This window comes from Methylobacter sp. (assembly GCF_030680395.1).
In the GTDB taxonomy this organism is placed as follows: domain Bacteria; phylum Pseudomonadota; class Gammaproteobacteria; order Methylococcales; family Methylomonadaceae; genus Methylobacter_A.
Genome location: NZ_JAUXVR010000048.1, coordinates 77,010 through 95,940, shown reverse-complemented (window position 1 = coordinate 95,940; position 18,931 = coordinate 77,010). Strand labels below are relative to the sequence as shown.

At 48.7% G+C, this 18,931-nt stretch carries 19 protein-coding genes and 1 pseudogene; 17 read left to right on the top strand and 3 right to left on the bottom strand.

The features are described from left to right. Nucleotides 1-223, bottom strand: a pseudogene (locus Q8L79_RS20065) (OmpA family protein); the annotation flags it as partial. A gap of 733 nt (nucleotides 224-956) precedes the next feature. On the opposite strand from Q8L79_RS20065, the gene Q8L79_RS20060 reads away from it, so the two are divergent. From Q8L79_RS20060 to Q8L79_RS20050, 3 genes are all read left to right on the top strand, one after another. After that, a complete protein-coding gene (locus tag Q8L79_RS20060; protein ID WP_305274481.1) occupies nucleotides 957-1,343 on the top strand; it encodes a four-helix bundle copper-binding protein in 387 nt (128 codons plus the stop codon). 16 nt (nucleotides 1,344-1,359) lie between these two features. Next, the gene (locus Q8L79_RS20055) at nucleotides 1,360-2,697 is read left to right on the top strand and encodes a sorbosone dehydrogenase family protein (RefSeq protein ID WP_305274480.1); all 1,338 of its coding nucleotides are present in this window, start codon (nucleotides 1,360-1,362) and stop codon (nucleotides 2,695-2,697) included. A gap of 92 nt (nucleotides 2,698-2,789) precedes the next feature. After that, nucleotides 2,790-3,380 carry a DNA polymerase ligase N-terminal domain-containing protein gene (locus Q8L79_RS20050; protein WP_305274479.1) on the top strand — a complete coding sequence of 197 codons (591 nt, stop codon included), beginning with the start codon at nucleotides 2,790-2,792 and terminating at the stop codon, nucleotides 3,378-3,380. Between the two features lie 540 nt (nucleotides 3,381-3,920). Here Q8L79_RS20050 and Q8L79_RS20045 read toward each other — a convergent pair. Next, on the bottom strand, nucleotides 3,921-4,790 hold the full coding sequence (locus Q8L79_RS20045) for an SDR family oxidoreductase (RefSeq protein WP_305274478.1): 870 nt from the start codon (nucleotides 4,788-4,790) through the stop codon (nucleotides 3,921-3,923). A 70-nt stretch (nucleotides 4,791-4,860) separates the two neighbouring features. Then, nucleotides 4,861-6,033, bottom strand: coding sequence for a zinc-dependent alcohol dehydrogenase (locus Q8L79_RS20040; RefSeq protein WP_305274477.1), 1,173 nt, complete (start codon nucleotides 6,031-6,033; stop codon nucleotides 4,861-4,863). Between the two features lie 597 nt (nucleotides 6,034-6,630). Between Q8L79_RS20040 and Q8L79_RS20035 the strand changes: the two genes are divergently transcribed. The 14 genes from Q8L79_RS20035 (at nucleotide 6,631) to Q8L79_RS19970 (ending at nucleotide 18,700) form a co-directional block, all read left to right on the top strand. Further along, nucleotides 6,631-6,843, top strand: a complete 213-nt coding sequence (locus Q8L79_RS20035; RefSeq protein ID WP_305274475.1) for a ChaB family protein — start codon at nucleotides 6,631-6,633, stop codon at nucleotides 6,841-6,843. 450 nt (nucleotides 6,844-7,293) lie between these two features. Then, entirely contained in the window at nucleotides 7,294-7,743 is a 450-nt protein-coding gene (locus tag Q8L79_RS20030; protein ID WP_305274474.1) for a KGG domain-containing protein, read from the top strand. A 457-nt stretch (nucleotides 7,744-8,200) separates the two neighbouring features. Continuing rightward, nucleotides 8,201-9,445 (top strand): TIGR03118 family protein, encoded by a 1,245-nt coding sequence (locus Q8L79_RS20025; RefSeq protein ID WP_305274472.1) that lies wholly within the window; start codon nucleotides 8,201-8,203, stop codon nucleotides 9,443-9,445. Nucleotides 9,446-10,221: 776 nt separating this feature from the next. Next, on the top strand, nucleotides 10,222-10,671 hold the full coding sequence (locus tag Q8L79_RS20020) for a PRC-barrel domain-containing protein (RefSeq protein WP_305274470.1): 450 nt from the start codon (nucleotides 10,222-10,224) through the stop codon (nucleotides 10,669-10,671). 745 nt (nucleotides 10,672-11,416) lie between these two features. Beyond that, on the top strand, nucleotides 11,417-11,938 hold the full coding sequence (locus tag Q8L79_RS20015) for a hypothetical protein (RefSeq protein WP_305274468.1): 522 nt from the start codon (nucleotides 11,417-11,419) through the stop codon (nucleotides 11,936-11,938). 153 nt (nucleotides 11,939-12,091) lie between these two features. Further along, a complete protein-coding gene (locus Q8L79_RS20010; RefSeq protein ID WP_305274466.1) occupies nucleotides 12,092-12,358 on the top strand; it encodes a YqjD family protein in 267 nt (88 codons plus the stop codon). Nucleotides 12,359-12,436: 78 nt separating this feature from the next. After that, nucleotides 12,437-12,667, top strand: coding sequence for a DUF883 domain-containing protein (locus Q8L79_RS20005; protein ID WP_305274465.1), 231 nt, complete (start codon nucleotides 12,437-12,439; stop codon nucleotides 12,665-12,667). 69 nt (nucleotides 12,668-12,736) lie between these two features. Next, complete coding sequence (locus tag Q8L79_RS20000) at nucleotides 12,737-13,009, top strand: YqjD family protein (protein WP_305274464.1); 273 nt, start codon at nucleotides 12,737-12,739, stop codon at nucleotides 13,007-13,009. Nucleotides 13,010-13,075: 66 nt separating this feature from the next. Beyond that, nucleotides 13,076-13,306, top strand: a complete 231-nt coding sequence (locus tag Q8L79_RS19995; RefSeq protein ID WP_305274462.1) for a DUF883 domain-containing protein — start codon at nucleotides 13,076-13,078, stop codon at nucleotides 13,304-13,306. Between the two features lie 379 nt (nucleotides 13,307-13,685). Continuing rightward, nucleotides 13,686-14,687, top strand: coding sequence for a hypothetical protein (locus Q8L79_RS19990; protein ID WP_305274461.1), 1,002 nt, complete (start codon nucleotides 13,686-13,688; stop codon nucleotides 14,685-14,687). Between the two features lie 146 nt (nucleotides 14,688-14,833). Continuing rightward, nucleotides 14,834-15,304, top strand: a complete 471-nt coding sequence (locus Q8L79_RS19985) for a hemerythrin domain-containing protein (RefSeq protein WP_305274460.1) — start codon at nucleotides 14,834-14,836, stop codon at nucleotides 15,302-15,304. 219 nt (nucleotides 15,305-15,523) lie between these two features. Then, a complete protein-coding gene (locus Q8L79_RS19980) occupies nucleotides 15,524-17,692 on the top strand; it encodes a catalase (protein ID WP_305274459.1) in 2,169 nt (722 codons plus the stop codon). Nucleotides 17,693-17,822: 130 nt separating this feature from the next. Continuing rightward, nucleotides 17,823-17,999, top strand: coding sequence for a hypothetical protein (locus tag Q8L79_RS19975; protein WP_305274457.1), 177 nt, complete (start codon nucleotides 17,823-17,825; stop codon nucleotides 17,997-17,999). Nucleotides 18,000-18,067: 68 nt separating this feature from the next. Further along, nucleotides 18,068-18,700 (top strand): DUF502 domain-containing protein, encoded by a 633-nt coding sequence (locus Q8L79_RS19970; RefSeq protein ID WP_305274456.1) that lies wholly within the window; start codon nucleotides 18,068-18,070, stop codon nucleotides 18,698-18,700. The last annotated feature ends 231 nt before the right edge of the window (nucleotides 18,701-18,931 follow it).

The following is an 18,931-nucleotide window of genomic DNA, read 5'->3' as shown; positions in this document are numbered from 1 at the left end:
CGTTGAAATGTTTATCGAGCATTTTGCCGATGCCCATGCCGCCGCCCCAGCCGTCGCTTGCATCCCGGTCGCCGCCGGTTCTGACAAACGAAGCGAACGGCGCGATGTACCAACGATCATCATCGAAGCGACGGTCATCATCGAAGCGATCGGCAGCCTGTGCCAACGGCAAGAAGCCCACGAGGGTTAATGAGGCTATGGTTAATATTTTTTTTCTTAGCATAATATTTTCCTTCTGTGTAATAAAAATGGGGATTTATAAAAATAAATAGTTCAATTTAACCTTTTACTCAGTCAATCCATTAAAAATAGAAAGAAACACTTAAACTGATATTTACTTATAGTCTATTTATAAGAAACTACAAGGCTATCAGGTCTAATTAATTTTAAACCATTGTTACACGCTTTCTATTTAAGTATACATAACCGAATTATAGTATTATTTTTTGAAACAGGGAGAATGTAATTCAATAAATATTTTGCATCATTACAATAATATTATTGACAAATAGCCGTTAAATCATTTCTTTAATTTAAGCATATTATTTCATTTTTTTCTATTATCAGAAGGACGTTATGTTGATAGTATCTCTACAAAAAACACTTCATTGCGATACCAGTATTATCAAATAATTTAACCGCACCGTTATCAGCTCGTCTGTACGGCACCCCACATTAACTGCAAAAACCTGCACACCTTACTAAAGTGTGCGATGAATTCATCGCTCATCAGGCCTCTATCCAAAACTAATTATTAATCAATTTGCTATGAAGTTATCAAGCTCACAACATTCATTCTGCCGGTATGTGCGATGCCGTACCGACTACGGCTGATTTCACGGCTACAGTCTCCCCAAAGTTTTGATGCAACGACTGTCTCGCTTCAAAGCTTGCTTCCTGGTCGAGATGACTTATCTATCTTTGACCACGATTGTTCCTTAACTCAGGAGAATCCCATGACTCAGCCAATTCAATCTCAACATTCCATGCACTCTGAACGCTCCATGTACGCTGAACATTCCATGCAAACCTGTATAGAAGCTTGTAATTATTGCCATCAGGTCTGTCTGCAAACGGCTATGAACCACTGCCTCAAGACCGGCGGAAAGCACGTTGAACCGGAACACTTCCGTCTGATGATGAGCTGCGCCGAAATCTGCCAAACGTCAGCCAATTTTCAGCTCAGCAATGCTTCATTTTCGCATCGTCTTTGCGCGGTCTGCGCCGAAGTCTGCGAAGCTTGCGCCGCAGACTGCAGAAAAATCGGCGGTATGGATGAGTGCGTCGAGGCCTGTGAGAAATGTGCCGAAAGCTGCTTCCAAATGGCGAGCGCTCAGCACTAAACCGGGACCGGATTCTATGTTCATCAAACCAGAGCTATCGTTGTTACCTGCAATGATAGCGATAGCTCTGACGGCATGCGGCGAAGTAGCACAGTTACCGGTGGCAGCGGGCGTTGGTCCTCATCCCCAACTGCCGCCGCCCAACCCAACCTTGATTCCCACGGTGAACATCGCGCAGGCTGTGGGCTGGCCCGCTAACGGGAAACCGGTGGCAGCGCCTGGGATGACCGTCAACGCTTTTGCCGCCGGACTGGATCATCCTCGCTGGCTTTATGTGCTGCCTAACGGCGACGTATTAGTCGCCGAAACTAACGCACCGCCGAAGCCCGAGGATGGCAAAAGCCTTAAAGCCTGGATCGTGAAGCAGTTCATGGAGAATGCAGGCGCGGGCGTACCCAGCGCGAACCGCATCACACTGTTGCGGGACAGCAATGGCGACGGTGTAGCGGAAACGCGATCGGTGTTTCTCGAAGGGCTAAACTCGCCGTTCGGCATGGCTCTGATAGGCAACGATTTCTATGTGGCCAATTCGGATGCGCTGGTGAAGTTTCCTTATACCGAAAACGAAATCCGGATCGCTCAACCGGGGACTAAAGTGATAGACCTGCCGGCAGGGCCGCTCAATCACCATTGGACCAAAAATATCCTCGCCAGCCGGGACGGTTCGCGTCTCTATGTAACAGTGGGCTCGAACAGCAATGTGGCCGAGAACGGCCTTGACAAAGAGGTCGGTCGCGCCGCCATCTGGGAAGTGGATACCAAGTTAGGCACCCGCCGCATCTACGCCGGCGGTCTTCGAAATCCCAACGGACTGGCTTGGGAGCCGGATGGCGGAGCGCTGTGGACCGTGGTTAACGAACGCGATGAACTGGGCAGCGATCTGGTTCCTGATTACCTGACTTCGGTACCCGCCGACAGTTTCTTCGGCTGGCCCTACAGTTACTATGGACAACACTTGGACGAACGTGTGCAGCCTCAGCGACCCGACCTGGTCGCCACGGCCAGAGTACCGGATTATGCAGTCGGGTCGCATACCGCTGCTCTCGGTTTAGCTTTTTCCAAGAGCAAAGCCTGGCCGACCCCTTTCGATAACGGCGTTTTTATCGGCCAGCACGGTTCGTGGAACCGCAATCCGCGCAGCGGCTATCGGGTAATTTTTGTGCCGTTCAGACAAGGCATGCCTTTTGGCGATCCGGTCGATGTACTGACGGGCTTTGTTAGCGTCGATGGCAATGCGTTCGGGAGACCCGTAGGTGTCGCCATCGACAAGCAAGCGGCATTATTGGTTGCCGACGATGTAGGCAACAGCATCTGGCGCGTGACTCCGTCAACCGACGTTCCGGGCTCTAACTGATTCTGTACTTGAAAGTGGTATATACGAAAGCAACAGATCTGATGGCGCAAGTAAAAGCCAGCCTGAATAGCCGCAAAAAAGCTTCTTGAGATATGCCGCTTACTGAATACGAGCAAAAAAGGAATTTTAAAAAGTCGCCGGAACCGGCAACAAAAGCCGCAAAGCATTCCGCTAAGCTAATCTTTGTCGTGCAACGGCATAAAGCTTCGCGTCTGCATTATGACTTCAGACTGGAAATGGAAGGCGTTTTAAAAAGCTGGGCCATACCGAAGGGGCCTTCCTTGAATCCTGCCGATAAAAGATTAGCCGTCATGGTAGAAGATCATCCTTATGATTATAAGGATTTTGAAGGCGTAATACCGCCAGGGAATTATGGCGCCGGCATAGTTGAAATATGGGATCACGGCTATTACACCGACAACCGGAATTCAGGAAAGGAAGCGGAACAAGAATTACTAAAAGCACTAGAAGCAGGACATTTAAAAATTGTTTTACACGGCAAAAAGCTGAAAGGCGAGTTTGCTCTGGTTAAACTAAGAACCGGTAAAGATAACGCCTGGTTGCTGATTAAACGCCAAGATAACTATGCGGTGCAGGAGAATTATAATAGTGAGGCAGATACGCCAAAAGATTCCCCGATCAATCAAGCGCTAAGTGCAAGCAGCCAAGACAACAAACCTTAAAAAAACCTACGCGGGTTCCAGCTAAAAAATAACTTCCGCTTGTAGTTTCCATGAAACGCGTTATTGCCGTTAAGTTAAGCTGAATACCGGTAGCGCGAATTTATTCGCGCTACCGGTATTAAAAAAGGAATAAATAAAGTATGAATTAATTCCGGCCCAATCTAATATTTATAATTTACCCTAAAGAATTAAAAATACCGGCGATTTATTTAAAGCCATTCACGGTAAAAGAATACATAGTGAAACCCTATTAAATAAAATAGATAGTATTAAAAATTAGAGTTTATAAAACATTAATCCGCCGGTTATTTTTATATATCGCAATATTATCAATGTTTATCTTAAAGATATAAGCCGATATTCCGACTCTGCTGAATAATTACATTAATCACTTAACATAATATTATCAAGATACAGCGTTTTCAAATTCAGTTAATCATTAAAATAGCTCTATGTTTGATAGTTACTAACTGATCAAAATTGAAACCGCTGTAACAATGACTGCAAAATATCGGCATAGGCATTAGCGCAACTTGGCAACTAACCATTAACTACCGTGCCGCCATTAGGATGAAGGATTTGCCCGGAGATATACGAGGCATCATCCGAAGCTAAAAAGACAAAGCAGTTGGCGACTTCTTCCGGTTGACCGACCCGGCCCATCGGTACGTCTTCACCAAAAGATTCGACACGCTCAGACGGGAATGTTGATGGAATAAGCGGCGTCCAGATAGGCCCGGGGGCAACGCCGTTAACCCTGATCTTTTGCTTGGCTAGCGACAGAGACAAGGACCGGGTAAAACCGACAATAGCGCCCTTGGTAGCCGAGTAATCGAGTAGCTTGGGACTGCCTTTGTAAGTCGTTACCGAAGTCGTATTAATAATAGTGCTTCCGGGCTCAAGGTGTTTAAGTGCCGCTTTGGTTAAATAGAACATGGAAAAGATGTTCGTGCGAAAGGTCTTTTCAAGCTGCTCTGCGCTTATGTCTTCAATACTTTCTTGGGGATGCTGTTCAGCCGCATTGTTAATCAGGCTATCCAGTCGGCCCAATTCGTTGACGGTTTGCTCAACCGCCTCCCGGCAAAAGTCTTCGTCCCCAATATCTCCGGCAATCAGCAGGCATTGTTGGCCGTACTCATTGACCAAGCGCTTGGTCTCTTCAGCATCTTCATGTTCGTTGAGGTAGACAATAGCCGAATCAGCGCCCTCCTTTGCAAAAACCACCGCGATGGCTCGGCCAATACCGGAATCTCCGCCGGTAATTAAGGCTACTTTACCTTTAAGCTTGCCGGTACCCTGATAATTGGGATCATGGGATTGGGGCTGGGGATTCATGTCTGTTTCCAGTCCCGGCTGGCGATCCTGGTGTTGGGGCGGATAAGGGGGTTCGGGGTGCTTGATATCGGCCATGACGCCTCCTTGATAATGATTTGAGCGAGAAATTATTTCAACAGGAGCACATTCTTCGTGATTAAGAACGCTAGGGTTTTAGCACAACCTTGATGCAATGGTCTTGTTTTTCCTTAAAAATACTGTATCCCTTAGCGGCATCATCAAGCTGCATATGATGTGTAATGACAAAGGATGGATCGATTTCATCTTTTTCAATTTTTTCGAAAAGAATCGGCATATATTTCTGGACGTGGGTCTGACCTGTTTTTAGCGTCAGGCCCTTATTCATGGCGGCTCCCAACGGGATTTTATCGCCATAACCGACATAAACGCCCGGTACCGAAATAGTTCCGCCTTTGCGGCAACTTTTAATGGCCTGCCGTAAAACATGAGGGCGATCAGTACCCAGCAAAGTCGCTGTTTTTACCGCATCGATAATCCCGTCCAGAGTTCCGCCCGCATGCGCTTCGCATCCTACCGCATCAATGCAGCGATCGGGGCCGCGCCCTCCTGTCATTTCCATTAATTGATCATAAACGTCCACAGCGTCAAAATTGACGGTTTCCGCTCTTCCTTGCTGGCTCGCCATTTCAAGACGGTCAATCACATTGTCGATCGCAATGACGCGGGCAGCTCCAAACATCCAAGCGCTTTGAATAGCAAACTGCGCAACCGGGCCGCAACCCCAAACAGCAACGGTATCGCCGGCTTCAATGCCGCAATTTTCCGCCGCCATATAGCCGGTAGGAAAAATATCCGACAGAAATAAAACTTTTTCGTCAGGGATGCCATTGGGGATTTTAAAAGGACCGACATCGGCATACGGAACCCGCAAATATTCGGCTTGGCCGCCGGCATAACCGCCCAGCATATGGGAATAACCGAATATTCCGGCTGTCGCATGTCCCATTGCTTTGCGGGCTAAATCTGCGCCCGGATTGGAGTTGTCGCATAAAGAATACATTTGTTTTTTGCAAAAAAAGCATTCTCCGCAAGAGATAGTAAAAGGCACTACAACCCGGTCGCCGATCTTTAATTTTTTAACGTCACTGCCAATTTCCACAACTTCGCCCATCGGCTCGTGGCCCAATATATCGCCTTTTTCCATAGTCGGCTGAAAGCCGTCTAAAATATGCAAATCGGATCCGCATATAGCGGTGGATGTGACTTTAATGATCGCATCGTGCTTATTGATAATTTTAGGATCCGGCACCGTCGTAACCCGAACATCGTTTGTACCGTACCAACATAAAGCTCTCATAACATTCTCCTCAATCAAGATGGATAACTATCGCTTCGTATGGGGCCTTAGTTGGTAAAGCAACAAAGTCCCCTCCCCCTCAGGAGAGGGCTAGGGCATTTCAAATGTCGCTTTACCGGCTTCGGCTACTATATTAATCAGCTTGGTCTACCTATGACATTAACTGTTGCTTCAAATACCGCTCTCTAACTGGCGATTTTTTAATAAAATATCGGTTTAAAATAAATTTTTCTGTGCGAAAACGTACCAAAGAATGACTTTTGGGTAGAAGCCATTCCACCTGAATAGGGAACGATTAAGAATCCTTCGCATTATTCATACATTCTTAAACGGTCAAGTTTTCGGTTTTTGAAATTCACCGCAATGTACCCTATGAGAATACGATCGCTTAAAGTATATGTACGCAGCCGCACTGACTAAGACAGGCTTTTCGCCTAGAGTGAGTTCAAGGTTTTAACCTGGAACCCTCAGAAAATAAGTATCTTATAAAGCCAGACCGATCAGCTTAATAAGGGATCAATGCCATGTTTATAAAAGCTTTTATCCCCTATCCTGTTTCAGGGCAGCGAATGACAGTCATCCGGCGGGAGGTGGAACATGCCTTATAAAAATCTAAACGATTTACCCGACAACGTGCGGGAACATTTACCGAAACATGCGCAGGAGATTTACCAGGCAGCTTACAACAACGCTTGGGACCAATATGGACAAGACGAAGAACGGGCTCACCGGGTAGCGTGGGGGGCAGTCAAAAAGAAGTATGAGAAGGATGAAGCCGGCGGACAATGGAAAGCTATAGATAAAGCCTGAGACGGATCAAGCTCAAGTCAGTCTTCAAACCGAAAAACTTCCAGAAAAGCATGTTCCGAATTGAAAGACGGATAGGTATCCAGCCAGTCGTTTGTATTTTCATGGTGAATACAATATTTTTAATCAACAACCGTCCGCACCTCTTGAACCGGAAAGATCGGAGAATAAAATTTTAATCGCCTACCCGCATTTCATGCTTGGCCAATTGATTTAAATGTCGCCTACGGGCAATCAGGAGCCGACAGGCTAAATATAAACCACTGATTATTATACGATTAAAAAATTTAAATGCATTTTCCATGTGGTTTGTGTGTTGACGTACAGAAATAATGTGTTCTTTTCCCATATTCTTAACTCACTTCTTTAAATAAATAAAGAAGAAATGCCTTTTGATCTAATGCTACAGAAGGCACTTATTTATGTTTAAGTGATATGTTCGAGGTGAAGATCATGGATCAACAAAAACAGTCCCATACCAGCGAAAAAGGTTCCACCCGAAATCGTGGTTTTGCTTCAATGGACGAAGACAAGCAACGGGAAATTGCCAGTAAAGGGGGACGCGCCGCTCATGAAAAAGGCACGGCTCACGAATTTACTTCAGAAGAAGCCAGAGAAGCAGGTCATAAAGGTGGTCAAGCCGCTCATGAAAAAGGCACGGCTCACGAATTTACTTCAAAAGAAGCCAGAGAAGCCGGCCATAAAGGCGGCCAAGCCGCTCATGAAAAAGGTACGGCTCATGAGTTTACTTCGGAAGAAGCCAGAGAAGCAGGCCGTAAAGGCGGCCAAGCGGCTCATGCAAAAGACTCATCAGGAGAATCCAGAGAAGGCCGTAAGGGCAGTGCCAGTCAAGGCTCCCCAAAAGGCTCCTCAGGAGAATCCAGGCAAAAAAGTAAGGAATAATCGTCTATATCCAGCTTGTTAGAAGTATATCGCCCCCTTCGTAATCCTCGCAGTCTTACACGCAAGTCAAAATAATCCCAATAAAGTCAATCATATTGTAAAAATATCATGCTATTGATTTTTCAACTATTTTTTAGACTTGTGTATAAAAATGCGTGGCGTAATCGTAGGGGTCGGTTATTTGACAACGCGGGAAAACCAAGCAAAAGAGCAGTCACAATACCAGGCACCCAAAACTGACCAGGCTTCGCTATTACAGCCCCTTACATTGCTCCTATCGGATGCACAGTGTTGCCGGCATTTGACTTATTTTTTGCTTATATTCTGGACTTTTAGTCAGGCCCTTATGGATGGCTGAAGCCAGATAAGGTGGCACAATATGCTGATTGTGCCTGAATGAAAAGGGGATCACTATCTTCGGTTAGCGTTCCCCATCAATTCCTTTTAGGAGCTGAAAATGAAAAAACTTTCTATCATAAGCACATCTCGTCTATGCGCATCCTTGCTGGTTGCGCTGGCTTTTGCCAATGGACCAAGCGCTCATGCCGCAGGGGTTTATCAACAGCACAACTTGGTGGCTAACGTTGCCGAGACAGCAGACTTCACCGATCCTAATCTGGTGAATCCGTGGGGAGTGGCATTCCATCCCTTTGGTCGGGCATGGGTGGCCAACAACGGCACGGGCGTTTCTACGCTATATAACGGTATAGGCACCCCCAACTCCCTGGTAGTCGAGGTACCGTCAGCTAGCGAGCCTACCGGTGGAAATCCGACAGGAATTGTGTTTAACGGATCTCCTGAATTTGTGGTTTCCGTGGACGGCGTTTCCGGATCCAGCAGATTCATTTTTGCGACGGAAGAGGGTGTGATCGCGGGCTGGTCACCGACTGTCGATCCGACGCGTGCGATTCGCGTAATCGGCACGACAACGGACGGCGAGACGCCTGAGGATGGTCCGGTATATAAGGGACTTGCCCTAAGCGCGAACGGTACCGGTAGCCGACTCTATGCCGCCGACTTCCGTAATAATAAGGTTGATGTCTTCGATGGCTCGTTCGAGCCGGTGACGCTCGCAACGGGCGCCTTTACCGATCCGGACCTTCCAGAGGGATTCGCGCCGTTTGGCATACAGGCTATTAACGGCAGCATTTACGTTGCTTATGCCATGCAGGATGAAAACCAGCAGGACGATGTCAAAGGCGAAGGCCTGGGATTCGTGAGCGTGTTCAATCCCGACGGCGAGTTCATTAAACGTATCGCATCGGAAGGCACCCTGAATGCACCATGGGGAATGGCCTTGGCGCCGGCAGACTTTGGTGAGGCTAGCAGCCGTCTTCTGGTTGGTAACTTCGGCGACGGTACCATTAATGCCTATGACCTGGCGACTGGAGAATTTATCGGTCAACTCACTGACGCAAGCGGTAGTCTCATCGAGATCGACGGCCTGTGGGGACTGGCTTTTGGCAATGGCTTTGCTAACCAACCGGTTAACACCCTCTTCTTTTCCGCAGGTCCTAACGACGAACAGGGCGGTCTCTACGGAAGTATCGAAGCGCAAAATGGCGGAACCAATGGACAGACTGGAACCAACGGTACGCCAAATGGCGGAACCAATGGGCAGACTGGAACCAACGGTACGCAAACCGGCGGAACCAATGGACAGACTGCAACCAACGGTACGCAAACCGGCATATCTCAATAAGGCTGAATGCCTTTCTAATCGGACGATAAAAGAGCAACTTTTCCGGTTTTTTTGTGTTCCGGCAGCGTCTACTGCGGTTGTTTGAATTTTGCGGAGACACTGCAATAAAAAGGCCGGAGGTTGTTTGACCGTCTAATGCATAAAGCCACGAAGACACGAAGTTTTACTTTTTTGGTTTTTCTTCGTGCTCTTCGTGGTTACCGCTAAATCTATTTCTTGCAAGCCATCAAAAAACTCCGCAACATGATTTTCTCTATGGCCATTTTCGTGATTTTAGCAGACCTGTCTTTTCTACCGGCCGGATCATTAATATGAAATTATTTCCGTATAATAAGCTGGCTGATCTACGGTTTAATGTCTGAACGGAGCATTCTAAAAACCTTGCCGGTAACCTTTTTCGGGAAAATAAAAAATCGAAACTTCCTGAAATTACGACCAAAAATGTTCAATATTCCGCCCTCCGATATTTATCGGCTTTCAAAGACTTCAACTCAAATAAATTGCTGCCTCTTTATGCGGCATAACCTCCCTATTTTTCGTTTAACTCTATTTGGCGTTTGAACGGATCAAGCCATCAACGCTTGACAAGAACTCGAAGTCCTTCAAAACATTGTCTTAATCTATGTGCTGTAGCGTACGGACTGCGTTCGGTTTCGCGTGTATTGTTTGTCTGCGAGCGAAAAGAATGCTTATTCATGCTCGGGTAACCGGGCTCCGGCGATCACAAAAATGATCGTTAAAAGCCTTTCTAATATCATCTTTGACAGGAGATAAACATGAACTTTGAAGAACGTGATACCTACGGTATGTACAAAGGCCACGAAGAAGACGAAGGGCCCGGCCCCCGCCTGATGGGTGCCGACACACTTATTGGAAATGATGTCTATAATGAAAATGAAGAAGATTTGGGTGACATCAAGGAAATTATGTTGGATATGACCACCGGCCAGGTATCTTATGCGGTGTTGTCCTACGGCGGTTTCCTCGGTATGGGGGAACGGCTGTTTGCGGTACCCTGGGACGCATTGAAGCTCGATACTGTAAACAAACGCTTCGTGCTAAACATAGACAAAGAGCGCCTTGAAACCGCACCGGGATTCGACAAGGACCACTGGCCCGACATGGCAGACCAGTCCTGGAGGGATCAAATTGAGTCTTTCTATAAAACCAGACCGCCTATGGGCCAGCAGGGCCGGCAGACACATGAGACCCACCAAAACATGTGATTCGGAACTTGTCCGGCAAAGATAAGATGGGGCGATACGATAGCAGGAACATCGGTCGCTCCATCTTGTCGGATTGACGGATAAGTGTGTTTGCAGCGGTGAGAAACAAGGCGTCCCCGACCTCAACACGTTACCGCCAAGTAACGCGGGGACTGAATAGTTGTACTTTTTGTGCCCGGCTCCGGGACAACAGGATGTTAACTACCGGTCACAAAAAGGGTTTTTCAAGATTAAGTTAAACCCCATTATTTGACGAAGCGCTTTCTCTTCAATGCTCAACGCTCATTGCGACACAGACGTCGAATAAGTCCCCGGAAGTCATAATACCTATGTTTATGCAAGCTTTCCTGAATCGCATCAAATCCATGCAGACTCCGCTTTAAAACACCCTTCCTGCATCCACAATCCAAGAAAACAGAATGACCGGGGTCTCCGCAGGCAAATTTTGTCGCCCAATGTGCGACACCGCACTGACCAAGCTCGACTTTACGGATAATCTCATTGTCAGATCGTTATCTCAGCGTTTTTGACGTGTTCGTTTCGCTAGCTCCACAGTCAACAGCAAGACTGCAACGTCAAGGTTTTCAGGCGTTCCGGTAATTGAGCTTCCGATAGTCGGGAACCACCGTTCAAAACGCTTCTTGTCCGTTGCAGACGCATGGCGTTGGCAGGTCAAGGTCTTTGTAAAACAAGTTGATAATCAACTCAAACCCCAAACGCCTTAATCGGCAACAGGAGACAAGTCATGAAAAAAGCTATTTTTTGCATTACCCAAAATGTCGATCAGACAGAGCATATCGTCAACCAATTAAAGACGTCCGGTTTCTCGAATGACGATGTTTCAGTGCTGTTACCGGACAAATCCACGACCAAGGACTTCGCCTATGAAAAGCATACCAAGGCGCCGGAAGGCGCTGCTATCGGAGGAACCGCCGGTATTGGCGTGGGCGCCGTGCTGGGCTGGCTGGCAGGTATCGGCACCTTGGCTATTCCGGGTCTCGGTCCATTTATCGCCGCCGGACCGATTATGGGCGCCTTGAGCGGTGCGGCCGTAGGCGCGGCCACCGGCAGCCTTACCGGCGCCTTGATCGGCCTGGGCATTCCTGAGTATGAGGCCAAGCGTTATGAAGGAAAAATCAGGGGAGGAAGTGCTTTGATTTCCGTACATACGGAAAATTCCGAAGAGCTTTCAAGAGCGAAGGACATCTTCGAGCAGGCCAATGCGGAAGATATTTCCTCAACCACTGAGAGCGACATCAGTGCTTAAAAGTGCTGACGATTTCGGATAGCACCCCACTGTTAACCGGCTTGGCTTTGTATTTAACATCTATCTTAATGAATGCTCAGCCAACGTTAAACCTGTCAAATCTTTGAAGGGAAACACCATCAATAACATACGGCTTAAATAGAGGAAAGCATCATGGAAAATCCAGACACAAATTCAGACACAGAAGAACATATTAAAGAAACCATAGGCAAAGTATCGAACTCAGCGCATAAAGCTGTCGATAAGATCGCCACTATGAGCTATCAGACTGCGGAAGTGCTTGGCGAAAAAGGCGAACAACTGAGAACTGCGGAGGAAGAATTGGTAGAGGATTATCGCGAATATATCCGTGATAATCCGATAAGGTCAGTAGGTATCGCAGTAGCGGCCGGTTTTGTGCTGAGCCGTCTGTTGAAATAGCTGTCGAACCAAGCCCATTAACCATCATGCATCCGTACGTCGCGAATGACGTACGGCTGAAGTAAAGAGGACAACATTATGAACGCTATAGACAAAGCAGCTGATTACGCACATGAAGCTACCGACAGGATCGCCAGTGCGACCTCGGAGACCGCAAAAGCGCTTGGCGAAAAAGGAGAGCAATTGCTGAATGCCGAGCAGAAATTGATGAAAAACTGCTGCACTTATGTCAGCTATCACCCTGTCGCATCGGTGGGTATTGCGATAGCGGCCGGTTATTTTCTGAGCCGCCTGTTGAACAATCGTTAAACAACCCACCCTTATCCAATTCAAACGCCGTGGGTGATCTGCGGCTTAAATAAACAGAGAGGAAATATTATGGGCACTTTAGACAAAGCATCCGATTATGTACATGACGCGGCCGATTACGTGCATGACGCTGCCGATTACGTACAGGAAAATGCCGACAAGATCGTCAGTGCAACCAGTCATGCCGCAGAAGCACTGGGCGAAAAAGGAGAGCAATTGCTGGATGCCGAGCAGAAATTGATGAAGCATTGCCGCAGTTATGTCAGAGACAATCCTATGACATCGCTCGGTATCACACTAGCGGTCGGTTTTGTGCTGGGTCGACTGATGAACGGACGCTAAAACCGTCGAACATTATGAATTCGAATGCCGTGAATGATACGCGGCTTAAATAAAGAGGAAACGATTATGAATACGATGGAAAAAGCATCTGATTACGCCCGTGAAACTGCCGATAACGTCGCCGATGCGACTACTCAGGCAGCAAAAGCGCTGGGCGAAAAAGGAGAACAATTGCTGAATGCCGAGCGGAAATTGATGAAGCATAGTTGCAACTATGTCAGTGATCATCCTATGACGTCACTGGGTATCGCAGCAATAATCGGTTTTGTGCTGAACCGCCTGTTAAGAAACCGGTAGACCGCCAAGCGCCCAAACAACGCCTTAACGGATAAGGCGCGCAAGCAAACTGCAACGCGTGCCCATCCATTGGTCGGCTCAGGTTGCCCGGCATGAGCTGCATGGTAAGCCGCGATCGCTTCAGGATCGCCGCGTTGGACATATAAAGCATCGGCGAGAGCTTGGTGTACAGGGTCATGGCGGGTGCCGCAGCCTGTTAATCGCGTCCTGTTTTCATACGTACGGATTATCCGGATACAGCCGTCCTGGATGGACACAGAAAAAATAAAAACAGCTAGCGCTAACGCGACAATTTATTCCCGCTATGTGCGCTTTCGTACAGATATGAGGCAGTGCCTCCTACCATAATTCCCCGAACTTACTCTCAAGGAGACTTATCATGAACGTTCCTAATGTTTCAGACACTGACGAACTTGGACGCAGACGCGCCTCTGACGAATTGGGCCGCAGACGTGTTTCGCCAGGTGTCCAGATGGAAGCTCTGCCAGCCCAGGCAAGCGCAGTGTCATGGGGTTCTATCGTGGCCGGAGCCACCGCAGCCGCGGCTTTGGCGCTGATTCTTACGATGTTGGGAACAGGCTTGGGCCTGTCCTCGGTGTCACCTTGGGCATACAGCGGCATCAGTGCGGAAGCGTTTGGCATATCGACCATCCTGTGGCTGACCATCACCCAACTCATCGCGGCAGGAGTGGGCGGCTACCTCGCCGGCAGGTTGAGAACAAAGTGGATTGCGACAGATGCCGACGAGGTCTACTTCCGCGATACCGCGCACGGTTTCCTGGCCTGGGCGGTCTCGGCGCTTATGACAGCCGCCCTGCTCACTTCGATGATCGGGTCGATTGTAAGCGGTGGAATTCAGGCCGGGAGCACCGCCGCTGCGGTCACGGCGGGCAGTGCGGCAGCGGCCGGGGTCGAGGTGGCGAAATACACCGGCGACAATGAGCCGATGAAGTACTTCATGGATTCGCTGTTCCGAAGAGACATCAACACGGCTCCACTCGCGTTGACGCCTGATGAAACGGGCGTCATGCCAACAACAGACCAAGAGCTGAGCCCTGCCGAGTCCACCTCGGAAATTACCCGTATCTTCGCGAATACTCTACGCACCGGACCGCTGCCTCCGGAAGATGTTCGGTATGTCGGCCAGGTTGTTGCGCAACGTACCGGTCTGACGCAGCAGGAGGCTGAGAAGCGGGTGGTTGATACTTATACCCAGGCACAGGCCAAGTTGCGTGAAGCGGAAATCGCGGCTAAAGAAGCGGTCGACACAACGCGCAAAGCTTCCGTTTATGCCTCGCTGTGGTTTTTCATCTCACTGCTCATCGGCGCCTTTTGCGCCAGCTACGCGGCTACTTACGGCGGTCGGCAACGCGATCTGTAATTACCCGAATAATTCATTTACCCAGGAGACAAGCTATGCGCTCAATACTTTTATATTTACTCGGCATTCCCATCCCTATCATTATTTTGCTTGCGTTGTTCTTGAACTGAACGCTAACCCGTCAAGCTTAAAATGGAGAATACATTATGGCAACTGCGAAGAATAAATCATCCGGGACTCAAGATGCGACAGCGTTATTGCGGGCTGATCACAAACGGGTCAACGATCTGTTTTCCGAATATGAGGAAACCCATTCGATTGCAAAAAAGAAGCGAATCGTTGAGCAACTGTGCAACGAATTGACCGTACATGCGCAGGTTGAAGAGGAGATTTTTTATCCTGCAGTCAAGCGGGCCCTGAAAGACAAAGAATTAATTCCGGAAGCCAGGGTCGAGCATGAAACCCTGAAATCGCTGATCGCCCAGGTCGAGGGCATGGAACCGGATGACGAGATGTTCGATGCCAGGATCAAGGTAATGCACGAGTACGTGAAGCATCACGTCAAAGAAGAACAGAATGAGATATTTCCAAAGGCGAAGTCCACCGATTTGGACATGATGAAGCTTGGAGCCGAGCTCTCTCAGCGCAAAGAGGAACTTATCGCCGCACGCTCTTAGCGGGCTAATCATCAGGCCCACACCTGATAGGCCTCTATACAAAATATCGACGACAGCATGGGAGGGCAAACACGATCACTCTGGTAGTCGTGTTTGCCTTTTCTTGTCTGACGCCACAGGTTCAAAGTATCCAACTTCATCCGCTCTGTTGTTGCCTTCCCACCGGTCACGCTTGAGCTAAATCATCCACGACGATCATTACACGACGGAGATTTTCCCATGACTACGCCTAAAGATGACAATCCGGCTACCGCCCATCCAACCGGTCTTCAACCGTCGCCAGCCGACGCTAACCGTTCCGAACAAGCCGCAGCAGTGCTCGCTCAAGAGCCGGGCGAAGCTCTGACCACTAATCAGGGGCTGCCTATTAGCGACAACCAGAATTCCTTGCGTGCCGGCCCTCGCGGCCCAACGTTGCTGGAAGATCATATCCTGCGTGAGAAAATCATGCATTTCGACCATGAGCGTATCCCCGAGCGCGTGGTGCATGCCCGCGGAGCGGGTGCACACGGTTTCTTCGAAGTGTACAAGTCGATGAGCAACTATACGAAGGCCGGATTTTTGCAAGATCCGCAGGTTAAGACGCCGGTATTCGTGCGTTTTTCCACCGTAGTCGGCTCTCGCGGCTCAGCCGATACCGCTCGCGACGTACGGGGATTCGCGGTTAAGTTCTACACGCAAGAGGGCAATTTCGATCTGGTCGGAAACAATATGCCGGTGTTCTTTATTCAGGACGCCATCAAATTCCCCGATCTGGTTCATGCGATCAAACCGGAACCGCACCATGAAATTCCGCAAGCCTCAGCGGCGCACGACACCTTTTGGGATTTCATTTCGCTGATGCCGGAATCCGCGCATATGATCATGTGGGTCATGTCGGATCGCGCCATTCCCCGCAGCTTTTCGATGATGGAAGGCTTTGGCGTGCATACTTTTCGTTTTATTAACGAGTCCGGCAAGTCCAGCTTTGTTAAATTTCACTGGAAGCCGGTGCTCGGCGTTCATTCCCTGGTCTGGGACGAAGCAGTCAAGCTGGCCGGCAAGGACCCCGACTTTCACCGCCGCGATTTGTGGGAAGCTATCAATCAGGGCCACTACCCTGAATGGGAACTCGGCGTGCAGATCGTGCCCGAAGAGGACGAGTACAAGTTCGACTTCGACCTGCTTGATGCAACAAAACTGATTCCCGAACTATTGGTACCGGTGCAAATCATCGGCAAGCTAACCCTGAACCGCAATCCCGATAATTTCTTTGCCGAGACCGAGCAGGTTGCTTTCCATCCCGGCCATATCGTACCGGGCATCGATTTCAGCAATGACCCTTTATTGCAGGGCCGACTGTTTTCCTATACCGATACCCAGCTTTCCCGTCTGGGCAGCACCAATTTTCATGAGATCCCAATCAATCGCCCGATCGCCGCAGTGAACAATAACCAGCGCGACGGCCATATGCGCCAGACCATCATCAAGGGCAGAGTGAGTTATGAACCCAACTCCCTGGGCGACGGCTGCCCTATGCAACAGCCTTGGGAGCAAGGCGGCTTCGTCAGTTACGGGGAGTCGCTGGAAGGCGAAAAGATGCGCGTGCGTAGCGACAGTTTCGCAGACCACTTCTCGCAAGCGGCGCTGTTCTGGCGCAGTCAGTCGGCATGGGAAAAGGACCATATCATTGCGGCGCTCCTTTTTGAGCTGGGCAAAGTCGAAGTTGACACGGTGCGCGAGCGCATGGTCTCAATACTGACTCAGATCGATAAGTTTCTTGCCTACCGGGTTGCCGAAGGTTTGGGAATGGCGGTTCCCCCGCCTCCCGGCGGCGCGGCGGATGTTCCGCGCAACGATGGACTTGAGATGGATCCGACTCTGAGTATGTCGAATACCCGCAAAGATTCTATCGTTGGCCGCAAGGTTGCCGTGTTGATTGCGGACAACGTAGACCAGACGTCAATTCATGCGGTATGCAAAGCATTGGAAGCTGAAGGTGCAACCGTAAAATTCATTGCCCCGCGTCTGGGCGAGATCAAAAGCAGTGAAAAAGAGTCCATCAAAGTCAACCACAGCCTGCCGACGGTAGGCTCGGTATTGTTCGACGCGGTATTTATTCCGGGAGGACAGCGAAGTGTGGAAACCCTGTGTGCGAATGCTGATGCGGTACTTTTCGTCAAGGAAGCCTACAAACACGGTAAAGCGATCGCCGCCCACCATGACGGCACCCTGCTGCTTGCCCAGGCGGCCCGTTCTGCAGGCATAGCGGACGGAGCGTTTAAAGGACCGGGCGTTATTACTTTATCGCCTCAAGCGGTCAATGACTCTTTCGTCAAAAATTTCATTGCTGCTATTGCCATGCACCGCTTTACCGAGCGTCCCGACCTGAATGCGATTGTGGCCTAGGGCAATGGAGGGCAACGCAGGAACGACTGAACAAAATTATTAACGGACTTTTAAATATACCTATTGATCGCGTTCCCACGCGCCGGGCTTGTCTTTATACACAAGTCTGCTCAAGAGCCGTCACTTGGACATGGCTGACCCGGAGGTAGGCCGGAATAAGCCTGTCTGCGCGTTAAGCGCAGGACAGGTGTTTCCGGCAATCGAATTGCCGGAAACACCCACCCTTGCTGTCGCCGGGTGGGCTTATTCCGGCCTACTTGGAGATGTGTATAAAGACGAGCACATTGCGTGGGAACGGAAATATTGAAAAATAAATAATTTATAAGCAAGAGAACTTTTTAAATATAAATTTTCACTATAAATAAGGAGTACGAAATGCCGGATTACAACAATTGGCAATTAAAAATGAGGCCGACCAGCAGAACTTTTATTAAAGGTTTAATCGCTATTATCCCCATTACACTTACCCTTTATCTGCTTTTCTGGGTGGCCGGCGCTGCTGAACTTGCGCTGGGAAAAATCTTCAAGCTTTTCTTCCCCGATAGTTGGTATACAAATGGCTTGGGATTTGTTTTAGGACTTGTTGTGGTGTTTTTTTTCGGAACCTTTCTTGAATCTCAAACTTTCCGCAGACTGTTCCATAACTTTGAAGAACTTGTAATCCAAATTCCCTTTGTTAAAAGCATCTACACAACGATACGGGACTTGAGTGCTCTTTTTTCCAGCGAACAGAAAGGGAAATTTAAACAAGTCGTTTTGGTTAAGGTAGCTCCCGGCAATAGCCACCAGATAGGTTTTATTACTGTGTCGGATTTTGAAGAGACTTCACCTGCGTTCATTGCCGAGGATCAGATTGCCGTGTTTTTGCCATTCAGTTACCAGATAGGTGGAAATACGATCATTATGCCGAGGGAAAATGTAATAGAAATAGATATATCTGTAGAAGATGCGCTACGTTTTATTGCAACAGCCGGCGTTATCGGCAATGTTAATGATGAAAAAATGTAGCGACTCATACTAATAAATCGGCAAGAACTCGATCTGCTAAAAAATAGTGATCGCTGAATACCCCGGGCGCAAATTGACTTGTGCCCTTGAAGGTATTCGCGCGACAGGTTTTAAACTCGCGCCCACAATAGTTTAAAACTTAATCGCTTCCGCTCGTTCCTAAGCTCCGGAAACAATAACGCTTTTTATTACAACTTTCTCGCGGTATGTGCTCCGCCGTACCGACTGCGG

Excerpts from the sequence above, each read along its gene's own strand:
- Q8L79_RS20060 (WP_305274481.1), top strand. The coding sequence starts at position 957 with ATGACTCAGCCAATTCAATCTCAACATTCCATGCACTCTGAACGCTCC.
- Q8L79_RS20055 (WP_305274480.1), top strand. The coding sequence starts at position 1,360 with ATGTTCATCAAACCAGAGCTATCGTTGTTACCTGCAATGATAGCGATA.
- Q8L79_RS20050 (WP_305274479.1), top strand. The coding sequence starts at position 2,790 with ATGCCGCTTACTGAATACGAGCAAAAAAGGAATTTTAAAAAGTCGCCG.
- Q8L79_RS20045 (WP_305274478.1), bottom strand. The coding sequence starts at position 4,790 with ATGGCCGATATCAAGCACCCCGAACCCCCTTATCCGCCCCAACACCAG.
- Q8L79_RS20040 (WP_305274477.1), bottom strand. The coding sequence starts at position 6,033 with ATGAGAGCTTTATGTTGGTACGGTACAAACGATGTTCGGGTTACGACG.
- Q8L79_RS20035 (WP_305274475.1), top strand. The coding sequence starts at position 6,631 with ATGCCTTATAAAAATCTAAACGATTTACCCGACAACGTGCGGGAACAT.
- Q8L79_RS20030 (WP_305274474.1), top strand. The coding sequence starts at position 7,294 with ATGGATCAACAAAAACAGTCCCATACCAGCGAAAAAGGTTCCACCCGA.
- Q8L79_RS20025 (WP_305274472.1), top strand. The coding sequence starts at position 8,201 with ATGAAAAAACTTTCTATCATAAGCACATCTCGTCTATGCGCATCCTTG.
- Q8L79_RS20020 (WP_305274470.1), top strand. The coding sequence starts at position 10,222 with ATGAACTTTGAAGAACGTGATACCTACGGTATGTACAAAGGCCACGAA.
- Q8L79_RS20015 (WP_305274468.1), top strand. The coding sequence starts at position 11,417 with ATGAAAAAAGCTATTTTTTGCATTACCCAAAATGTCGATCAGACAGAG.
- Q8L79_RS20010 (WP_305274466.1), top strand. The coding sequence starts at position 12,092 with ATGGAAAATCCAGACACAAATTCAGACACAGAAGAACATATTAAAGAA.
- Q8L79_RS20005 (WP_305274465.1), top strand. The coding sequence starts at position 12,437 with ATGAACGCTATAGACAAAGCAGCTGATTACGCACATGAAGCTACCGAC.
- Q8L79_RS20000 (WP_305274464.1), top strand. The coding sequence starts at position 12,737 with ATGGGCACTTTAGACAAAGCATCCGATTATGTACATGACGCGGCCGAT.
- Q8L79_RS19995 (WP_305274462.1), top strand. The coding sequence starts at position 13,076 with ATGAATACGATGGAAAAAGCATCTGATTACGCCCGTGAAACTGCCGAT.
- Q8L79_RS19990 (WP_305274461.1), top strand. The coding sequence starts at position 13,686 with ATGAACGTTCCTAATGTTTCAGACACTGACGAACTTGGACGCAGACGC.
- Q8L79_RS19985 (WP_305274460.1), top strand. The coding sequence starts at position 14,834 with ATGGCAACTGCGAAGAATAAATCATCCGGGACTCAAGATGCGACAGCG.
- Q8L79_RS19980 (WP_305274459.1), top strand. The coding sequence starts at position 15,524 with ATGACTACGCCTAAAGATGACAATCCGGCTACCGCCCATCCAACCGGT.
- Q8L79_RS19975 (WP_305274457.1), top strand. The coding sequence starts at position 17,823 with ATGGCTGACCCGGAGGTAGGCCGGAATAAGCCTGTCTGCGCGTTAAGC.
- Q8L79_RS19970 (WP_305274456.1), top strand. The coding sequence starts at position 18,068 with ATGCCGGATTACAACAATTGGCAATTAAAAATGAGGCCGACCAGCAGA.